The organism is Escherichia sp. KTE96, assembly GCF_000408525.1.
Classification (GTDB): domain Bacteria; phylum Pseudomonadota; class Gammaproteobacteria; order Enterobacterales; family Enterobacteriaceae; genus Escherichia; species Escherichia marmotae.
The window spans coordinates 45,090-58,134 of record NZ_KE137146.1 but is presented as its reverse complement, the minus strand read 5'-3'; the positions used below and the strand labels follow the sequence as shown (position 1 = coordinate 58,134).

Genomic DNA, 13,045 nt, shown 5'->3' with positions numbered 1-13,045 from the left:
GGTTGCGACTCATTTGCAGCGGAGCGTGTATGGATTTACAACACTGGCAGGCACGGTTTGAAAACTGGTTTAAAAACCATCAAACGCACCAGGACGTGGCCCATGACCTGTGTCATTTTCGTCGTGTCTGGGCGACAGCGCAGAAACTGGCGGCAGATGAAGACGTCGATATGCTGGTCATTTTAACCGCCTGTTATTTTCACGATATTGTGAGCCTGGCGAAAAATCATCCGCAACGGCAGCGCTCCTCATTACTGGCGGCAGAAGAGGCGCGTCGCATTTTAAGTGCGGAATTTGTCGATTTTCCGCCAGAGAAAATAGACGCCATTTGCCATGCTATCGCGGCACACAGTTTCAGCGCACAAATTACACCTTTAACGGCGGAAGCCAAAATCGTGCAGGATGCAGACAGGCTGGAAGCTTTAGGCGCGATTGGTCTGGCGCGAGTGTTTGCGGTCTCAGGCTCGCTGGGTGTGGCGTTGTTTGACGGTGAAGACCCGTTCGCGCAGCATCGCCCGCTTGATGATAAACGCTACGCGCTGGATCATTTCCAGACTAAGCTGCTGAAACTACCGCAAACCATGCAAACGACAAAAGGTAAACAACTGGCGCAACACAACGCCCGTTTTCAGGTGGAGTTTATGGCTAAACTCAGCGCTGAACTGGCGGGCGAGAATGAAGGTGTGGATCATGACGTGATTCGTGCCTTTTCTCCTGCAGGCTGACCGCGTGGCCCTAAACTGAAGTAATTATGTTAACCTGTCGGCCATCTCAGATGGCCGGTTAAATCTATGCAGGAAAATATATCAGTAACCGATTCATACAGCACCGGGAATGCCGCACAGGCAATGCTGGAGAAACTGCTGCAAATTTATGATGTTAAAACATTGGTGGCGCAACTTAATGGTGTGGGTGAGAATCACTGGAGCGCGGCGATTTTAAAACGTGCGCTGGCGAATGATTCGGCATGGCACCGTTTAAGTGAGAAAGAGTTCGCTCATCTGCAAACGTTGTTACCCAAACCACCTGCACATCATCCGCACTATGCGTTTCGTTTTATCGATCTGTTTGCCGGAATTGGTGGCATCCGTCGCGGTTTTGAGTCGATTGGCGGTCAATGCGTGTTTACCAGTGAATGGAATAAACATGCGGTACGCACCTACAAAGCGAATCATTATTGCGACCCGGCTACGCATCACTTTAATGAAGATATCCGCGACATTACCCTGAGCCATAAAGAGGGCGTGAGCGATGAAGCAGCGGCGGCACATATTCGTCAGCACATTCCTGAACATGATGTTTTATTGGCCGGTTTTCCTTGCCAGCCGTTTTCCCTGGCTGGCGTATCGAAAAAGAACTCTCTTGGTCGCGCGCACGGTTTTGCCTGCGATACCCAGGGGACGTTGTTTTTTGATGTGGTACGCATTATCGACGCCCGCCGTCCGGCGATTTTTGTACTTGAAAACGTCAAAAACCTGAAAAGTCACGACCAGGGCAAAACGTTCCGCATCATCATGCAGACGCTGGACGAACTGGGCTATGACGTAGCCGATGCAGAAGATAATGGCCCGAACGATCCGAAGATCATTGATGGCAAACATTTTTTACCGCAGCACCGTGAACGCATTGTGCTGGTGGGTTTCCGTCGCGATCTTAATCTGAAGCAAGATTTTACCCTGCGTGATATCAGCGATTGTTTCCCTGCGCAGCGAGTGACGCTGGCGGAGTTGCTGGATCCGATAGTCGAAGCGAAATATATTCTGACGCCGGTGCTGTGGAAGTACCTCTATCGCTATGCGAAAAAACATCAGGCGCGCGGTAACGGCTTCGGGTACGGGATGGTTTATCCGAACAATCCGCAAAGTGTCACGCGCACGCTTTCTGCCCGCTATTACAAAGATGGCGCAGAAATTTTAATCGATCGCGGCTGGGATATGGCAACAGGTGAGAAAGACTTTGACGATCCGCAGAATCAGCAACATCGTCCGCGTCGGTTAACACCTCGTGAATGCGCACGGTTGATGGGCTTTGAAGCGCCGCATGAAGCGAAATTCCGCATTCCGGTTTCTGACACTCAGGCCTATCGCCAGTTCGGCAACTCGGTAGTCGTACCGGTCTTTGCCGCGGTGGCAAAACTGCTCGAGCCAAAAATCAAACAGGCGGTAGCGTTGCGTCAGCAAGAGGCACAACATGGCCGACGTTCACGATAAGGCCACGCGTAGCAAAAATATGCGCGCGATTGCCACGCACGATACAGCAATCGAGAAGCGCCTGGCCAGTCTGTTAACCGGACAGGGGCTGATGTTTCGCGTTCAGGGTGCCAGTCTACCCGGACGTCCGGATTTTGTCCTCGATGAGTATCGCTGCGTGATATTTACCCACGGCTGCTTCTGGCACCATCATCATTGCCATTTGTTCAAAGTTCCTGCCACACGAACGGAGTTCTGGCTGGAGAAGATAGGTAAAAATGTCGAGCGCGATCGTCGTGATATTAATCGATTGCAGGAACTCGGCTGGCGTGTATTGATTGTCTGGGAGTGTGCGTTACGTGGGCGAGAGAAGTTGACGGACGCGGCGCTGACCGAGCGTCTGGAAGAGTGGATCTGCAGCGAGGGTGCCAGCGCGCAGATCGACTCTCTGGGGATTCATTTACTCGCTTGATGTGTCCTGAATGACGGGGGCGACAACGGGTTTTGCGGGAAAGAGATATTTCCCCAGCGTTACCAGCACCACCGCGAAGACAATCACGCCCAGTGCCAGCCATTCAATCCGCGATAGCGTTTCGCCACCCAGCCCCGTACCCAGTAATACCGCGACCACCGGGTTAACATAAGCGTAGCTGGTCGCCAGAGCCGGGCTGACATTGCGGATTAAATACATATAAGCGTTGATGGCGATGATCGAACCAAACAGCGCCAGATAGCCGACCGCCAGGAAGCCCGAAAGAGAAGGGAGCGCCGTCAGTTTTTCACCCGCAATCATCGATGCGATCATTAACACCACGCCTGCCGCCAGCATTTCAATGGCTCCCGCCATCATCCCCACTGGCAGAGTGATTCGTGAGCCATAAACTGAACCAAATGCCCAACTCACAGACCCGATCAAAATCAGGATCGCGCCCCACGGATTGCCGCTTAAATTACCGCCACTGTTGAGCATGATGATCCCCGCTAACCCAATGGCGATGCCAAGCCACTCCAGTTTGCGCGTTTTTATGCCAAACAGGCGGCTGAAGCACAGGGTAAAGAGTGGCACCGTTGCCACCACCACGGCGGCAATGCCGGAAGGGACGTTTTGATGTTCGGCTACCGTTACCATGCCGTTACCGACAGCCAGCAGTAACAGGCCAATAAGCGCGGCATTAAGCAGTGGACGTAGCGGCGGCAATTTGTGCCCGCGCAGCAGTAAAAATGCCATTAGTAAAATACCGGCTGCCAGAAAGCGCACGCCCGCCATCATTAACGGTGGCCAGCTTTCTACCCCAATCCGAATGACAAAATAGGTTGAGCCCCAAATGATATACAGCGCAAACAGTGCGCCAAAAAGCGGTAACAACTGGCGGAAACGCATAATCCCTCACGATGGAAATAAAAAGGCGGTTCATAGTAAACGTGAAAATCATTTCACTGGCGAGAGATATAATCGTAATTGATTGTTAATAAAATGTTGACTTGTGAAGCAAGTATCAGACAAGCCGATTTTGCTTCATACTTAGCACCGTCAACAATAAAAATGAGAGGGAATGCTTTTGGCCGGGAGTAGTTTATTGACGTTGCTCGATGATATCGCCACTTTGCTGGACGATATCTCCGTGATGGGCAAGCTGGCGGCGAAGAAAACCGCTGGTGTATTAGGGGATGACTTGTCGCTCAATGCGCAACAAGTTTCAGGTGTGCGTGCCAACCGGGAATTACCCGTGGTCTGGGGCGTGGCGAAGGGATCGCTCATCAACAAAGTGATTCTGGTGCCGTTGGCGCTGATCATCAGTGCGTTTATCCCGTGGGCGATTACACCGCTGTTGATGATTGGCGGTGCATTTCTCTGCTTTGAAGGGGTAGAGAAGGTGCTGCATATGCTGGAGGCGCGTAAGCATAAAGAGGATCCGGCGCAGAGTCAGCAGCGTCTGGAAAAACTGGCAGCGCAGGATCCGCTGAAGTTCGAAAAGGACAAAATAAAAGGGGCGATTCGTACCGATTTTATTTTGTCTGCGGAAATTGTCGCTATCACGCTGGGGATTGTGGCGGAAGCGCCGTTGCTTAATCAGGTGCTGGTGCTTTCAGGGATCGCACTGGTGGTTACCGTGGGCGTCTACGGTCTGGTGGGGATCATCGTTAAGATTGATGATCTGGGTTACTGGCTGGCGGAAAAATCCAGTACGGTTATACAGGCGCTGGGCAAGGGGTTATTGATTATCGCGCCCTGGCTGATGAAAGCGTTATCGATCGTCGGCACGCTGGCGATGTTTCTCGTCGGTGGTGGCATTGTGGTACATGGTATTGCGCCGCTGCATCATGCTATTGAACATTTCTCCGGGCAGCAGAGTGCGCTGGTGGCGATGATATTACCGACTGTTTTAAATCTGATTCTTGGTTTTATCATCGGTAGCATCGTCGTATTGGCAGTGAAAGCAGTAGCGAAAATGCGCGGTCAGGTACATTAATATTCTCACTGGCTGGTATGCAAAATTCGCCATTCTCGACTAAGGTGAACAAGTTTCACTCGAAAAAAGGAGGCGAGTATGAGCTTTGTGGTGAGTGAGGAAGTAACGGTTAAAGAGGGCGGCCCGCGGATGATTGTTACCGGGTATTCCAGCGGCATGGTTGAGTGTCGCTGGTATGACGGTTACGGCGTCAAACGGGAAGCCTTTCATGAAACTGAGCTTGTTCCGGGGGAGAAGAGTCGTTCATCGGAAGAAGTTTAAAAGCGTATAATTAACACCAGGGCAGATAAGGCGTTCACGCCGTATCCGGCGATTGTGCCAACGTTGGCATTGAAAGCCTGATGCGACGCTGGCGCGTCTTATCATGCCTCGTTATAAAAATATTGTTGTTTGGCGGTACGCTATTGCCAGGTTATGCCAGAATCATAAGAAAGCAGGTTGGGAGTTGTCAGGGTGCTGCACGAGACAGAAATGGAAAACCAGAGCTGGCTGAAAAAACTCGCGCGCCGCCTGGGGCCTGGTCATGTCGTTAATCTCTGCTTTATTGTGGTGTTGATCTTCTCAACTTTACTCACATGGCGTGAAGTCGTCGTACTGGAAGATGCCTATATTTCAAGTCAGCGTAACCATCTGGAAAATGTTGCCAACGCGCTTGATAAACAACTGCAATATAACGTTGATAAGTTATTATTTTTGCGTAACGGGATGCGCGAAGCCCTCGTTGCGCCGCTCGATTTCACCTCTCTGCGCAATGCCGTTACCAAGTTCGAACAACGTCGCGATGAACATGCCTGGCAGATAGAACTCAACAGACGACGTACCCTGCCGGTAAATGGCGTCTCTGATGCGTTAGTCAGCGAGGGGGATCTGCTTTCTCGCGAAAATGAATCCCTGGACAACGAAATTACCGCCGCGCTGGAAGTCGGTTACTTGCTGCGACTGGCGCACAACTCCTCGTCGATGGTTGAACAGGCGATGTATGTCTCGCGCGCCGGATTTTACGTTTCTACGCAGCCGACGCTGTTTATGCGAAGTGTGCCCGGGCGTTACTACGAATTTGTCACCCAACCCTGGTTTATCGGTCATTCACAACGAGAAAACCGCCAACGTGCGGTGCGTTGGTTTACCTCTCAGCATGACCATAACAATGTTACTGAACCACAAGTCACTGTAAGCGTGCCGGTTGACAGCAATAATTACTGGTATGGCGTGCTGGGAATGAGTATTCCCGTGCGTTCAATGCAGCAATTTTTACAAAATGCTATCGATAAAAATCTCGACGGTGAATATCAACTCTACGACAGTAAACTGAAATTATTGACCTCTTCCAACCCGGAGAATCCTACCGAAGATCTCTTTGATCCTCGCGAACTGGCATCACTTGCGCAGGCCATTGAACACGATACGGGCGGTGGAATCCGGATGAACAGTCGCTATGTTAGCTGGGAACGGCTGGATCATTTTGACGGGGTATTAGTGCGAATCCATACGCTTAGCGAAGGTGTGCGTGGTGATTTCGGCAGTATCAGCATTGCATTAACCCTGTTGTGGGCGCTCTTCACAACCATGTTACTTATCTCCTGGTATGTGATTCGCCAGATGGTCAGCAATATGTTTGTCCTGCAAAGCTCGTTGCAATGGCAGGCGTGGCACGACACTTTAACCCGCCTGTATAACCGTGGCGCACTGTTCGAAAAAGCGCGTCCGCTGGCCAAAATGTGCCAGACACACAAACATCCTTTTTCTGTCATTCAGGTCGACCTTGACCATTTTAAAGCGATTAATGACCGCTTTGGTCACCAGGCGGGCGACCGTGTGTTGTCACATGCTGCCGGATTAATTAGTCGTTCATTACGACCCCAGTATGTTGCCGGACGGGTTGGTGGTGAGGAGTTTTGTGTGATTCTGCCTGGCGCCAGCCTGGAGCAGGCAAAAGAAGTTGCCGAACATATTCGTCTGAAGCTGAATGAAAAAGAGATGTTGATTGCCAAGAGCAAGACTATCCGCATCAGTGCTTCATTGGGGGTGAGCAGCAGTGAAGAAACCGGTGATTATGATTTTGAACAATTGCAATCGCTGGCCGATCGTCGGCTGTATCTCGCTAAACAAGCAGGACGTAATCGGGTCTGCGCCAGTGATACCCCTTAACGGACGGTAAAAAAGTGATCCAACCCCTCGCGCCAGCCATCAGGACCTTCTCGCTGCGTTCGCCAGACACGAGGCGGATCCTCATTTTGCAGATGAATGCCTTCCCGGTTTAGCCCTTTCACAATGACCGCGTAATCCATCACTTCCAGTAATGGCGCGTCATTTGGACCATCGCCTAAGCCAAGCGTCGTCGGACGTTCTCCGCCTGATTGTTGATATGCCGCGATGATCCAGTTGGCGGCCTGATCTTTTCCGGCAGAGGCGTCCAACACATGCCAGAAGCGAGCGCCCTGGACAAACTGCAACCCTAACTCGTTCAGGCGAGCGGTAAATTGCGTCATTTGCTCGTTACTGTCGCGCCAGATGAGCGTGACCGAGGCTTCATGCAATTGCGTCAGCGCCGCCTGGCTACGGCTTAATCCAGTCCATTCAGCAATGGTTGTCTCATCGACATCATCAAAAGTGGTGAATTTGAAATGTTCTTTCTCGCGTAACGTATTCAACACCAGACTGATTTCACTATGGGCAATACCCGAGATGATACGGGGGAAACCATCTATATCTTGCCATTGATGATCCAGTTGGATCACCGCTCCGTTTTCGGCAATCAGCGGCAACCCTTGCAGACCCAGGATTTTTTGCAAGTACAGCATTTCCGCCGACGTTTTACTGCTGCAGAGAATCACTGGAACGTCTGCTTCTCGTAAACGGTTTAGCCAGGGAGCGGCAGGCTGCCAGTCATAGCTATGACTGTCCAACAGGGTGCCATCGAGATCGGTGAAAATCAGTAGTGGTTGTTGAATTGAAAGCATGGTAGCGCATACTCCCTTTACCAGGATGTTTCTCAAAATAGCACGATTTGTATTTGATCATTTTTTGGGAGCGATCCCGCCCGTAGCAGAGGCCATAAGGGGTGACGAAAGTCACAATTTCATTCATTAGTGATATTAATCATTCATGCAAAGAATATTTCCTTGTCAGCGAAAAAAATTGCAGATAAGGTGATGAACACATCAGATTTCCTGGTGTAACGAATTTTTTAAGTGCTTCTTGCTTAAGCAAGTTTGATCCCGACCCCCACAAGGGCCGGGATTTTTTTATGTCGCATTTAGCGGTTTACTTCCGAGACGCTAAAGTCATGAATATCCAGTTCAAAGGCATCCGCTAATTCACGCCATGTATGGTATTCACGACCATCGATACTGACGTGTTCTGAATCACTCTGGCTGCGATGAACTTCGCTTTCGCTAATTTCATTGATCGCCGCCAGCAGGGCATCGACATCGACGCTGACCTCACGTTTTGCGGTATCGCTGTACTCTTTTGCGGTTTTCATCATCTTTCCTCGCAACCGTTACTCATTTGATGCTGCTGACCGTGATGCACGCCTGGCATCTTTTAAGTATAGACCGTCGAGAAAATCAGCACTCGCGCTCATCCGGCGCTGCCAGCAAAAAGAAATTGTTCTACACTGGCACAAAGCCACAGGAGGAAAATGATGAAGGTGAATGATCGGGTAACAGTCAAAACGGATGGCGGTCCGCGTCGTCCTGGCGTGGTACTGGCAGTTGAGGAGTTTAGTGAAGGCACAATGTACCTGGTTTCGCTGGAAGACTACCCGCTCGGCATCTGGTTCTTTAATGAGGCAGGGCATCAGGACGGTATCTTTGTGGAGAAAGCAGAGTAATTTCATTCAGCCTGACTGGTGGGAAACCACCAGTCAGAATGTGTTAGCGCATGTTGACAAAAATACCATTAGTCACATTATCCGTCAGTCGGACGACATGATAGATAACCTGTTTATTATGCGTTTTGATCTTACGTTTAATATTGCCTTTATGCGATGAAACGGTCTTGGCTTTGATATTCATTTGGTCGGAGATCTGAATGGTTCCCTGACCAGCCATCCACATTCGCAACATACTCGATTCGGTTCGACTCAATGATAACGTCGGCATATTTAAAACAGTGGCCATTGTTGTCTCTTTTTTCAGAATATCGCCAAGGATATCATCGAGAGATTCCGGTTTAATTGATTTAGAACTAATCAATAAATTTTTTCTGACCAACAGATATTCATCAAAATGAACATTGGCAATTGCCATAAAAACGATAAATAACGTATTGGGATGTTGATTAATGATGTGCTTGATACGCTGACTGTTAGAAGCATCGTGGATAAAACAGTCCTCATTAATAAACACCACTGAAGGGCGCTGTGAATCACAAGCGATGGCAAGGTCATCAACGGTTTCGATGTCGTTGATTTCTCTTTTTTTAACCCCTCTACTCAACAGATACCCGGTCAAACCTAGCCGGGTGTAACTACATAAATCCATAATAATCGTTGACATGGCATACCCTCACTCAATGCGTAACGATAATTCCCCTTACCTGAATATTTCATCATGACTAAACGGAACAACAAGCATCACCTAATGCGGCACTCTCGCGATTTTTCAGGCGGACTTACTATCCCGTAAAGTTCTTTATAATTTGCCTGGAATTGTCTTAAAGTAAAGTAAATGTTGTGATATGTGAGTGAGACTAAAATAAATATTGCGCCAGAGGAGTATCCTGGAAGATGTAGCCTGATTTTATTTTTCGGATAATCCTTAGGATAACACGATAAACATTACGGAATCATATTGCTGGAAATTCGCTAATAATATCGGCAAGCAAATTAAAAATTTCACTGAATAAATGTTCGCAAAACGGAGCAATTAACGGCATTAATGCTGCCATTAATGAAATACCGACCGTCAGAGTTAATGGAAAACCGATAACGAAAATTGATAATTGCGGAGCCATACGATTAAGTAATCCCAGCGCCAGATTCAGTGTCAGCAGCAGGGTAATAATCGGTAATGCCAGCATCAATCCGTTGAGAAAAATTAAACTTCCTGCTTTGGTGAGCGCCAGAAACGCATTGTTGTTAAGCGGCTCGCCCCCAATAGGCAGAGTGTGAAACGTATCGACCAGCAGCGAAATCAACCATAAATGGCCGTTAAATGTCAGGAACAACAGCAGAGCCAGCATATCCATAATACGCGCCAGAACGGGCATATTAAGATGGCTGCCTGGATCGACGAATGTCGCAAATGAAAGCCCCATTTGCAGACCGATAATTTCTCCAGCAGTTCGCACAGCGGCAAAGGCAAATTGCATGGTAAACCCAAGGGCAATGCCAATCAGGATTTGCTGCACCGCCAGCCACAGGGCATGGAACGAAAAAACGGGAACATCGTTGGCTGGTAATGCCGGGGCAATAGCGAAAGTGATCATCATCGCGAGTCCCAGTTTCACCCGTTTCGGTATACTACGTTCGCTTAAAATGGGCGCGGTGGAGATCAGCGCCAGCACGCGCAGCAATGGCCAGAAATACAGACTTAACCAGGAAAGCCATTGTTCGCTTGTTACCTGCAACATAGCACGCGCTACCCGATGATATACGGCAGGTTAGTGAACAAGGTGCGGACGTAATCCAGTAACAGGTTGAGCATCCACGGCCCGGCAATAATAATGGCGATAAATACGGCGATGATTTTCGGAATAAACGATAGCGTCATTTCGTTAATCTGCGTGGCAGCCTGCAAAATGCTGATAATAAGGCCAGTCACCAGCGCCACCAGTAGCAGCGGGGCGGCCAGCGCCAGAGCGACTTTCATCGCTTCCGTCCCCATCATCATGACCGATTCAGGTGTCATTTTGCCCTCTCTAACTATAAAAGCTCTGCGCCAGCGAACCGACCAGCAATTGCCAGCCATCCACCAGCACAAACAGCATCAGTTTAAATGGTAGAGCAATGGTCGCGGGGGGCACCATCATCATCCCCAACGCCATCAACACGCTGGCGATCACCAGGTCGATAATCAGGAAAGGAATGAAAATCGTGAAGCCTATCTGGAATGCGGTTTTCAGCTCGCTGGTCACATAGGCCGGTAGCAAAATGCGCATCGGCACGGCTTCCGGTCCCGGCAAGGGGCTGGTATTTGCCAGTCTGGCAAACAACCCTAAATCTGCCTCGCGGGTCTGACGCAGCATAAACTCACGCAGCGGTTGCGCCCCTTTTTCCAGCGCCTCCTGCATTGAGATTTTCTCTTCGCTGAATGGCTGGTACGCATCGACATAAATTTTGTCGATAACCGGTGACATAATAAAAAAGGTCAAAAACAGCGCCAGTCCCAGCAATACCTGGTTGGGCGGGGCGGAGGGGGTTCCCAGCGCGTTACGCAGTAAACCAAAAACGATGATGATGCGAGTGAAACTGGTCATCATCAGTAAAATCGCCGGAATAAACGTCAGCGAGGTGATGAACACCAGCGTCTGCACCGGAAGCGACCAGCTTTGTCCTCCGCCAGGCAGCGGTTGGCTGGTGATGCCAGGCAGTTGCGCAAAGGCGAGGGGGCTGACCAGCCAGAGAAGAGCAGGAGCGACAGATAACAGACGACGCATCAGGATCTCCCGTTACGCTTGAGCAAATTTTTCATTAGCGACTGGAAATCGGCCTGTGGCATCTCTTCCGTTGGCGCAGAAGGGGGAAGTTTATGCAACAGATTGATTTGCCCTGCGGTGACGCCGAGTACCAGTCGTGCATCTTCCACATCGATCACCACTACCCGCTCGCGCGCGCCAAGTGAAGCGCTGGCGCTGACTCTTAACCCGCGGGCGTCGCTGCGTTTGGCGGCAAATCCCAGCCGTTTCACCAGCCATGCTGCAGTGAGAATCAGGACAATAATGGCAATTAATGCGCCACTCACCTGCAGGAGCGGCGCGGTGGAAACCGGCGTGGTTGGTTGCACGGTGGCGTGGTTATTCATCACTAACGGCTCAGGCGGCGCATCCGCTCAGACGGGGTAATGATATCGGTGATCCGCACGCCATATTTATCGGCAACGACCACAACTTCGCCCTGGGCGATTAAATAGCCATTGATCAGAATATCCAGCGGTTCGCCAGCCAGACCGTCCAGCGCCACCACTGATCCTTGCGTCAGGCGCAACAGCTCTTTGATAGTCATTCGTGTGCGACCCAGTTCGACGGTCAGTTTGACCGGAATATCCATAATCAGGTCGATATCCTGCAATGTTCCACTGATGTCGCCGCCACCAAGCTGTTGGAACACCGCCTCAGTGGCGCTTTTGCCGCTGGTTGATTTTTGTTCGTTCAACGCTTCAGCCCACAGATCGTCCATTGCGCCGTTGTTGTCATCGGCCGGATTATTCAAGTCACTCATTTGGGCTGTTCCTCGTTCAGAGAATTCAAAATCGGGTTAATCAAATGTTCTATCCGTAACGCATACTGGCCATTGATGGTGCCGTACTGGCTGGTCAGCACCGGAACGCCGTCAACGTGCGCGATGATACGATCGGGTTTTTCTATCGGCAGGACATCGCCGGGTTTCAGTTTCAAAATCTGCGACAGGCGCAGCGAAATATCGGCAAAGTTGGCGATCAACTCCAGTTGTGAATGCTGTACCTGACGCACCAGATTATCGCGCCAGTTCTGATCTTCATTACGCGAGTTTTCCAGTGGCGGGTTAACCAACAATTCCCGCAGCGGCTCGATCATGCTGAATGGCAGGCAGATATTAAATTCACCGGTCAGGTTGCCAATTTCGACATGAAAAGGCGTATTAACCACAATGTCGTTTGGTGAGGTGGTGATATTGGTAAATTTCACCTGCATTTCCGAACGTACATACTCGACTTCCAGCGGATTAATCGCCTTCCAGGCGTCGCTATAGCCTTCAAGCGCCAGCTTTAACATGCGGTTGATGACGCGCTGTTCGGTATGGGTAAACTCGCGACCTTCCACTTTGGTAGGGAACCGACCATCGCCGCCAAACAGGTTATCCACGGCAATAAACACCAGGCTTGGCGAGAACACCACCAGTCCTGTGCCGCGCAGCGGTTTCAGGTGGATAAGGTTAAGGTTGGTCGGCACCGGCAGGTTGCGGGCAAATTCATGATATGGCTGGATACGGATCGCCCCGACGGTGATGTCCGGGCTACGACGCAGCAGGTTAAACAGCCCCATGCGGAAATGTCGGGCAAAACGTTCATTAATGATTTCCAGCGCCTGCAAACGTTCGCGCACAACCCGTCGTTGCGTATTGGGATCGTAAGGCCGAATGTCATTGTCGCTGGTCACGCCGGAAGTCGGTTCGTCTTTGACCTCGCTGTCGCCATTCAACAGTGCATCAATTTCAGCTTGAGAAAGAATACTATCGCCCAT

Annotated in this window: 17 protein-coding genes; 7 read left to right on the top strand and 10 right to left on the bottom strand. The window is 50.3% G+C overall.

Annotated elements, in window-relative coordinates; genetic code table 11:
- The first annotated feature begins 29 nt into the window (after positions 1-29).
- From A1WG_RS20870 to A1WG_RS20880, 3 genes are all read left to right on the top strand, one after another.
- The gene (locus tag A1WG_RS20870; RefSeq protein ID WP_000365593.1) at positions 30-725 is read left to right on the top strand and encodes a phosphohydrolase; all 696 of its coding nucleotides are present in this window, start codon (positions 30-32) and stop codon (positions 723-725) included.
- A gap of 66 nt (positions 726-791) precedes the next feature.
- The gene (gene dcm / locus A1WG_RS20875) at positions 792-2,210 is read left to right on the top strand and encodes a DNA-cytosine methyltransferase (RefSeq protein WP_001157228.1); all 1,419 of its coding nucleotides are present in this window, start codon (positions 792-794) and stop codon (positions 2,208-2,210) included.
- Positions 2,191-2,661 (top strand): very short patch repair endonuclease, encoded by a 471-nt coding sequence (locus A1WG_RS20880; protein ID WP_000785975.1) that lies wholly within the window; start codon positions 2,191-2,193, stop codon positions 2,659-2,661. Before dcm ends, A1WG_RS20880 begins: the two co-directional genes overlap by 20 nt.
- On the opposite strand, the gene yedA is transcribed toward A1WG_RS20880, so the two are convergent.
- Positions 2,650-3,570, bottom strand: coding sequence for a drug/metabolite exporter YedA (yedA, locus tag A1WG_RS20885; protein ID WP_001212246.1), 921 nt, complete (start codon positions 3,568-3,570; stop codon positions 2,650-2,652). The two genes, A1WG_RS20880 and yedA, sit on opposite strands and share 12 nt — an antisense overlap.
- A 172-nt stretch (positions 3,571-3,742) precedes the next feature.
- Between yedA and A1WG_RS20890 the strand changes: the two genes are divergently transcribed.
- The 3 genes from A1WG_RS20890 (at position 3,743) to dgcQ (ending at position 6,808) form a co-directional block, all read left to right on the top strand.
- The gene (locus A1WG_RS20890; RefSeq protein WP_000922674.1) at positions 3,743-4,660 is read left to right on the top strand and encodes a DUF808 domain-containing protein; all 918 of its coding nucleotides are present in this window, start codon (positions 3,743-3,745) and stop codon (positions 4,658-4,660) included.
- 78 nt (positions 4,661-4,738) lie between these two features.
- On the top strand, positions 4,739-4,921 hold the full coding sequence (locus tag A1WG_RS20895) for a YodC family protein (RefSeq protein ID WP_000011632.1): 183 nt from the start codon (positions 4,739-4,741) through the stop codon (positions 4,919-4,921).
- 192 nt (positions 4,922-5,113) lie between these two features.
- Positions 5,114-6,808 (top strand): cellulose biosynthesis regulator diguanylate cyclase DgcQ, encoded by a 1,695-nt coding sequence (gene dgcQ / locus A1WG_RS20900; RefSeq protein WP_001516580.1) that lies wholly within the window; start codon positions 5,114-5,116, stop codon positions 6,806-6,808.
- Here the strand turns inward: dgcQ and A1WG_RS20905 are convergent.
- Positions 6,805-7,620: a mannosyl-3-phosphoglycerate phosphatase-related protein gene (locus tag A1WG_RS20905; protein ID WP_001516579.1), complete on the bottom strand. Its 816-nt coding sequence runs from the start codon at positions 7,618-7,620 to the stop codon at positions 6,805-6,807. The two genes, dgcQ and A1WG_RS20905, sit on opposite strands and share 4 nt — an antisense overlap.
- Positions 7,621-7,916: 296 nt before the next feature.
- Entirely contained in the window at positions 7,917-8,144 is a 228-nt protein-coding gene (gene yodD, locus A1WG_RS20910) for a peroxide/acid resistance protein YodD (RefSeq protein ID WP_001516578.1), read from the bottom strand.
- Between the two features lie 162 nt (positions 8,145-8,306).
- Between yodD and dsrB the strand changes: the two genes are divergently transcribed.
- Positions 8,307-8,495: a protein DsrB gene (dsrB, locus tag A1WG_RS20915; protein WP_000867217.1), complete on the top strand. Its 189-nt coding sequence runs from the start codon at positions 8,307-8,309 to the stop codon at positions 8,493-8,495.
- A gap of 43 nt (positions 8,496-8,538) precedes the next feature.
- Here dsrB and rcsA read toward each other — a convergent pair whose 3' ends face one another.
- From rcsA to fliM, 7 genes are all read right to left on the bottom strand, one after another.
- On the bottom strand, positions 8,539-9,162 hold the full coding sequence (gene rcsA / locus A1WG_RS20920; protein ID WP_000103995.1) for a transcriptional regulator RcsA: 624 nt from the start codon (positions 9,160-9,162) through the stop codon (positions 8,539-8,541).
- Between the two features lie 289 nt (positions 9,163-9,451).
- Positions 9,452-10,237, bottom strand: coding sequence for a flagellar biosynthetic protein FliR (gene fliR, locus A1WG_RS20925; protein ID WP_001516577.1), 786 nt, complete (start codon positions 10,235-10,237; stop codon positions 9,452-9,454).
- An 8-nt stretch (positions 10,238-10,245) separates the two neighbouring features.
- On the bottom strand, positions 10,246-10,515 hold the full coding sequence (gene fliQ, locus A1WG_RS20930; RefSeq protein ID WP_000187358.1) for a flagellar biosynthesis protein FliQ: 270 nt from the start codon (positions 10,513-10,515) through the stop codon (positions 10,246-10,248).
- A gap of 10 nt (positions 10,516-10,525) precedes the next feature.
- Entirely contained in the window at positions 10,526-11,263 is a 738-nt protein-coding gene (fliP, locus tag A1WG_RS20935) for a flagellar type III secretion system pore protein FliP (RefSeq protein ID WP_001253435.1), read from the bottom strand.
- On the bottom strand, positions 11,263-11,628 hold the full coding sequence (fliO, locus tag A1WG_RS20940) for a flagellar biosynthetic protein FliO (protein ID WP_001516576.1): 366 nt from the start codon (positions 11,626-11,628) through the stop codon (positions 11,263-11,265). Before fliO ends, fliP begins: the two co-directional genes overlap by 1 nt.
- A gap of 2 nt (positions 11,629-11,630) precedes the next feature.
- The gene (gene fliN, locus A1WG_RS20945) at positions 11,631-12,044 is read right to left on the bottom strand and encodes a flagellar motor switch protein FliN (protein ID WP_001516575.1); all 414 of its coding nucleotides are present in this window, start codon (positions 12,042-12,044) and stop codon (positions 11,631-11,633) included.
- Complete coding sequence (gene fliM, locus A1WG_RS20950; RefSeq protein ID WP_001516574.1) at positions 12,041-13,045, bottom strand: flagellar motor switch protein FliM; 1,005 nt, start codon at positions 13,043-13,045, stop codon at positions 12,041-12,043. Before fliM ends, fliN begins: the two co-directional genes overlap by 4 nt.

Coding starts and splice junctions, on each gene's coding strand:
- yodD (WP_001516578.1), bottom strand. CDS start 8,144: ATGAAAACCGCAAAAGAGTACAGCGATACCGCAAAACGTGAGGTCAGC.
- A1WG_RS20895 (WP_000011632.1), top strand. CDS start 4,739: ATGAGCTTTGTGGTGAGTGAGGAAGTAACGGTTAAAGAGGGCGGCCCG.
- dsrB (WP_000867217.1), top strand. CDS start 8,307: ATGAAGGTGAATGATCGGGTAACAGTCAAAACGGATGGCGGTCCGCGT.
- fliQ (WP_000187358.1), bottom strand. CDS start 10,515: ATGACACCTGAATCGGTCATGATGATGGGGACGGAAGCGATGAAAGTC.
- A1WG_RS20870 (WP_000365593.1), top strand. CDS start 30: ATGGATTTACAACACTGGCAGGCACGGTTTGAAAACTGGTTTAAAAAC.
- rcsA (WP_000103995.1), bottom strand. CDS start 9,162: ATGTCAACGATTATTATGGATTTATGTAGTTACACCCGGCTAGGTTTG.
- yedA (WP_001212246.1), bottom strand. CDS start 3,570: ATGCGTTTCCGCCAGTTGTTACCGCTTTTTGGCGCACTGTTTGCGCTG.
- fliO (WP_001516576.1), bottom strand. CDS start 11,628: ATGAATAACCACGCCACCGTGCAACCAACCACGCCGGTTTCCACCGCG.
- fliR (WP_001516577.1), bottom strand. CDS start 10,237: ATGTTGCAGGTAACAAGCGAACAATGGCTTTCCTGGTTAAGTCTGTAT.
- A1WG_RS20905 (WP_001516579.1), bottom strand. CDS start 7,620: ATGCTTTCAATTCAACAACCACTACTGATTTTCACCGATCTCGATGGC.
- A1WG_RS20880 (WP_000785975.1), top strand. CDS start 2,191: ATGGCCGACGTTCACGATAAGGCCACGCGTAGCAAAAATATGCGCGCG.
- dcm (WP_001157228.1), top strand. CDS start 792: ATGCAGGAAAATATATCAGTAACCGATTCATACAGCACCGGGAATGCC.
- fliN (WP_001516575.1), bottom strand. CDS start 12,044: ATGAGTGACTTGAATAATCCGGCCGATGACAACAACGGCGCAATGGAC.
- fliP (WP_001253435.1), bottom strand. CDS start 11,263: ATGCGTCGTCTGTTATCTGTCGCTCCTGCTCTTCTCTGGCTGGTCAGC.
- fliM (WP_001516574.1), bottom strand. CDS start 13,045: ATGGGCGATAGTATTCTTTCTCAAGCTGAAATTGATGCACTGTTGAAT.
- A1WG_RS20890 (WP_000922674.1), top strand. CDS start 3,743: ATGCTTTTGGCCGGGAGTAGTTTATTGACGTTGCTCGATGATATCGCC.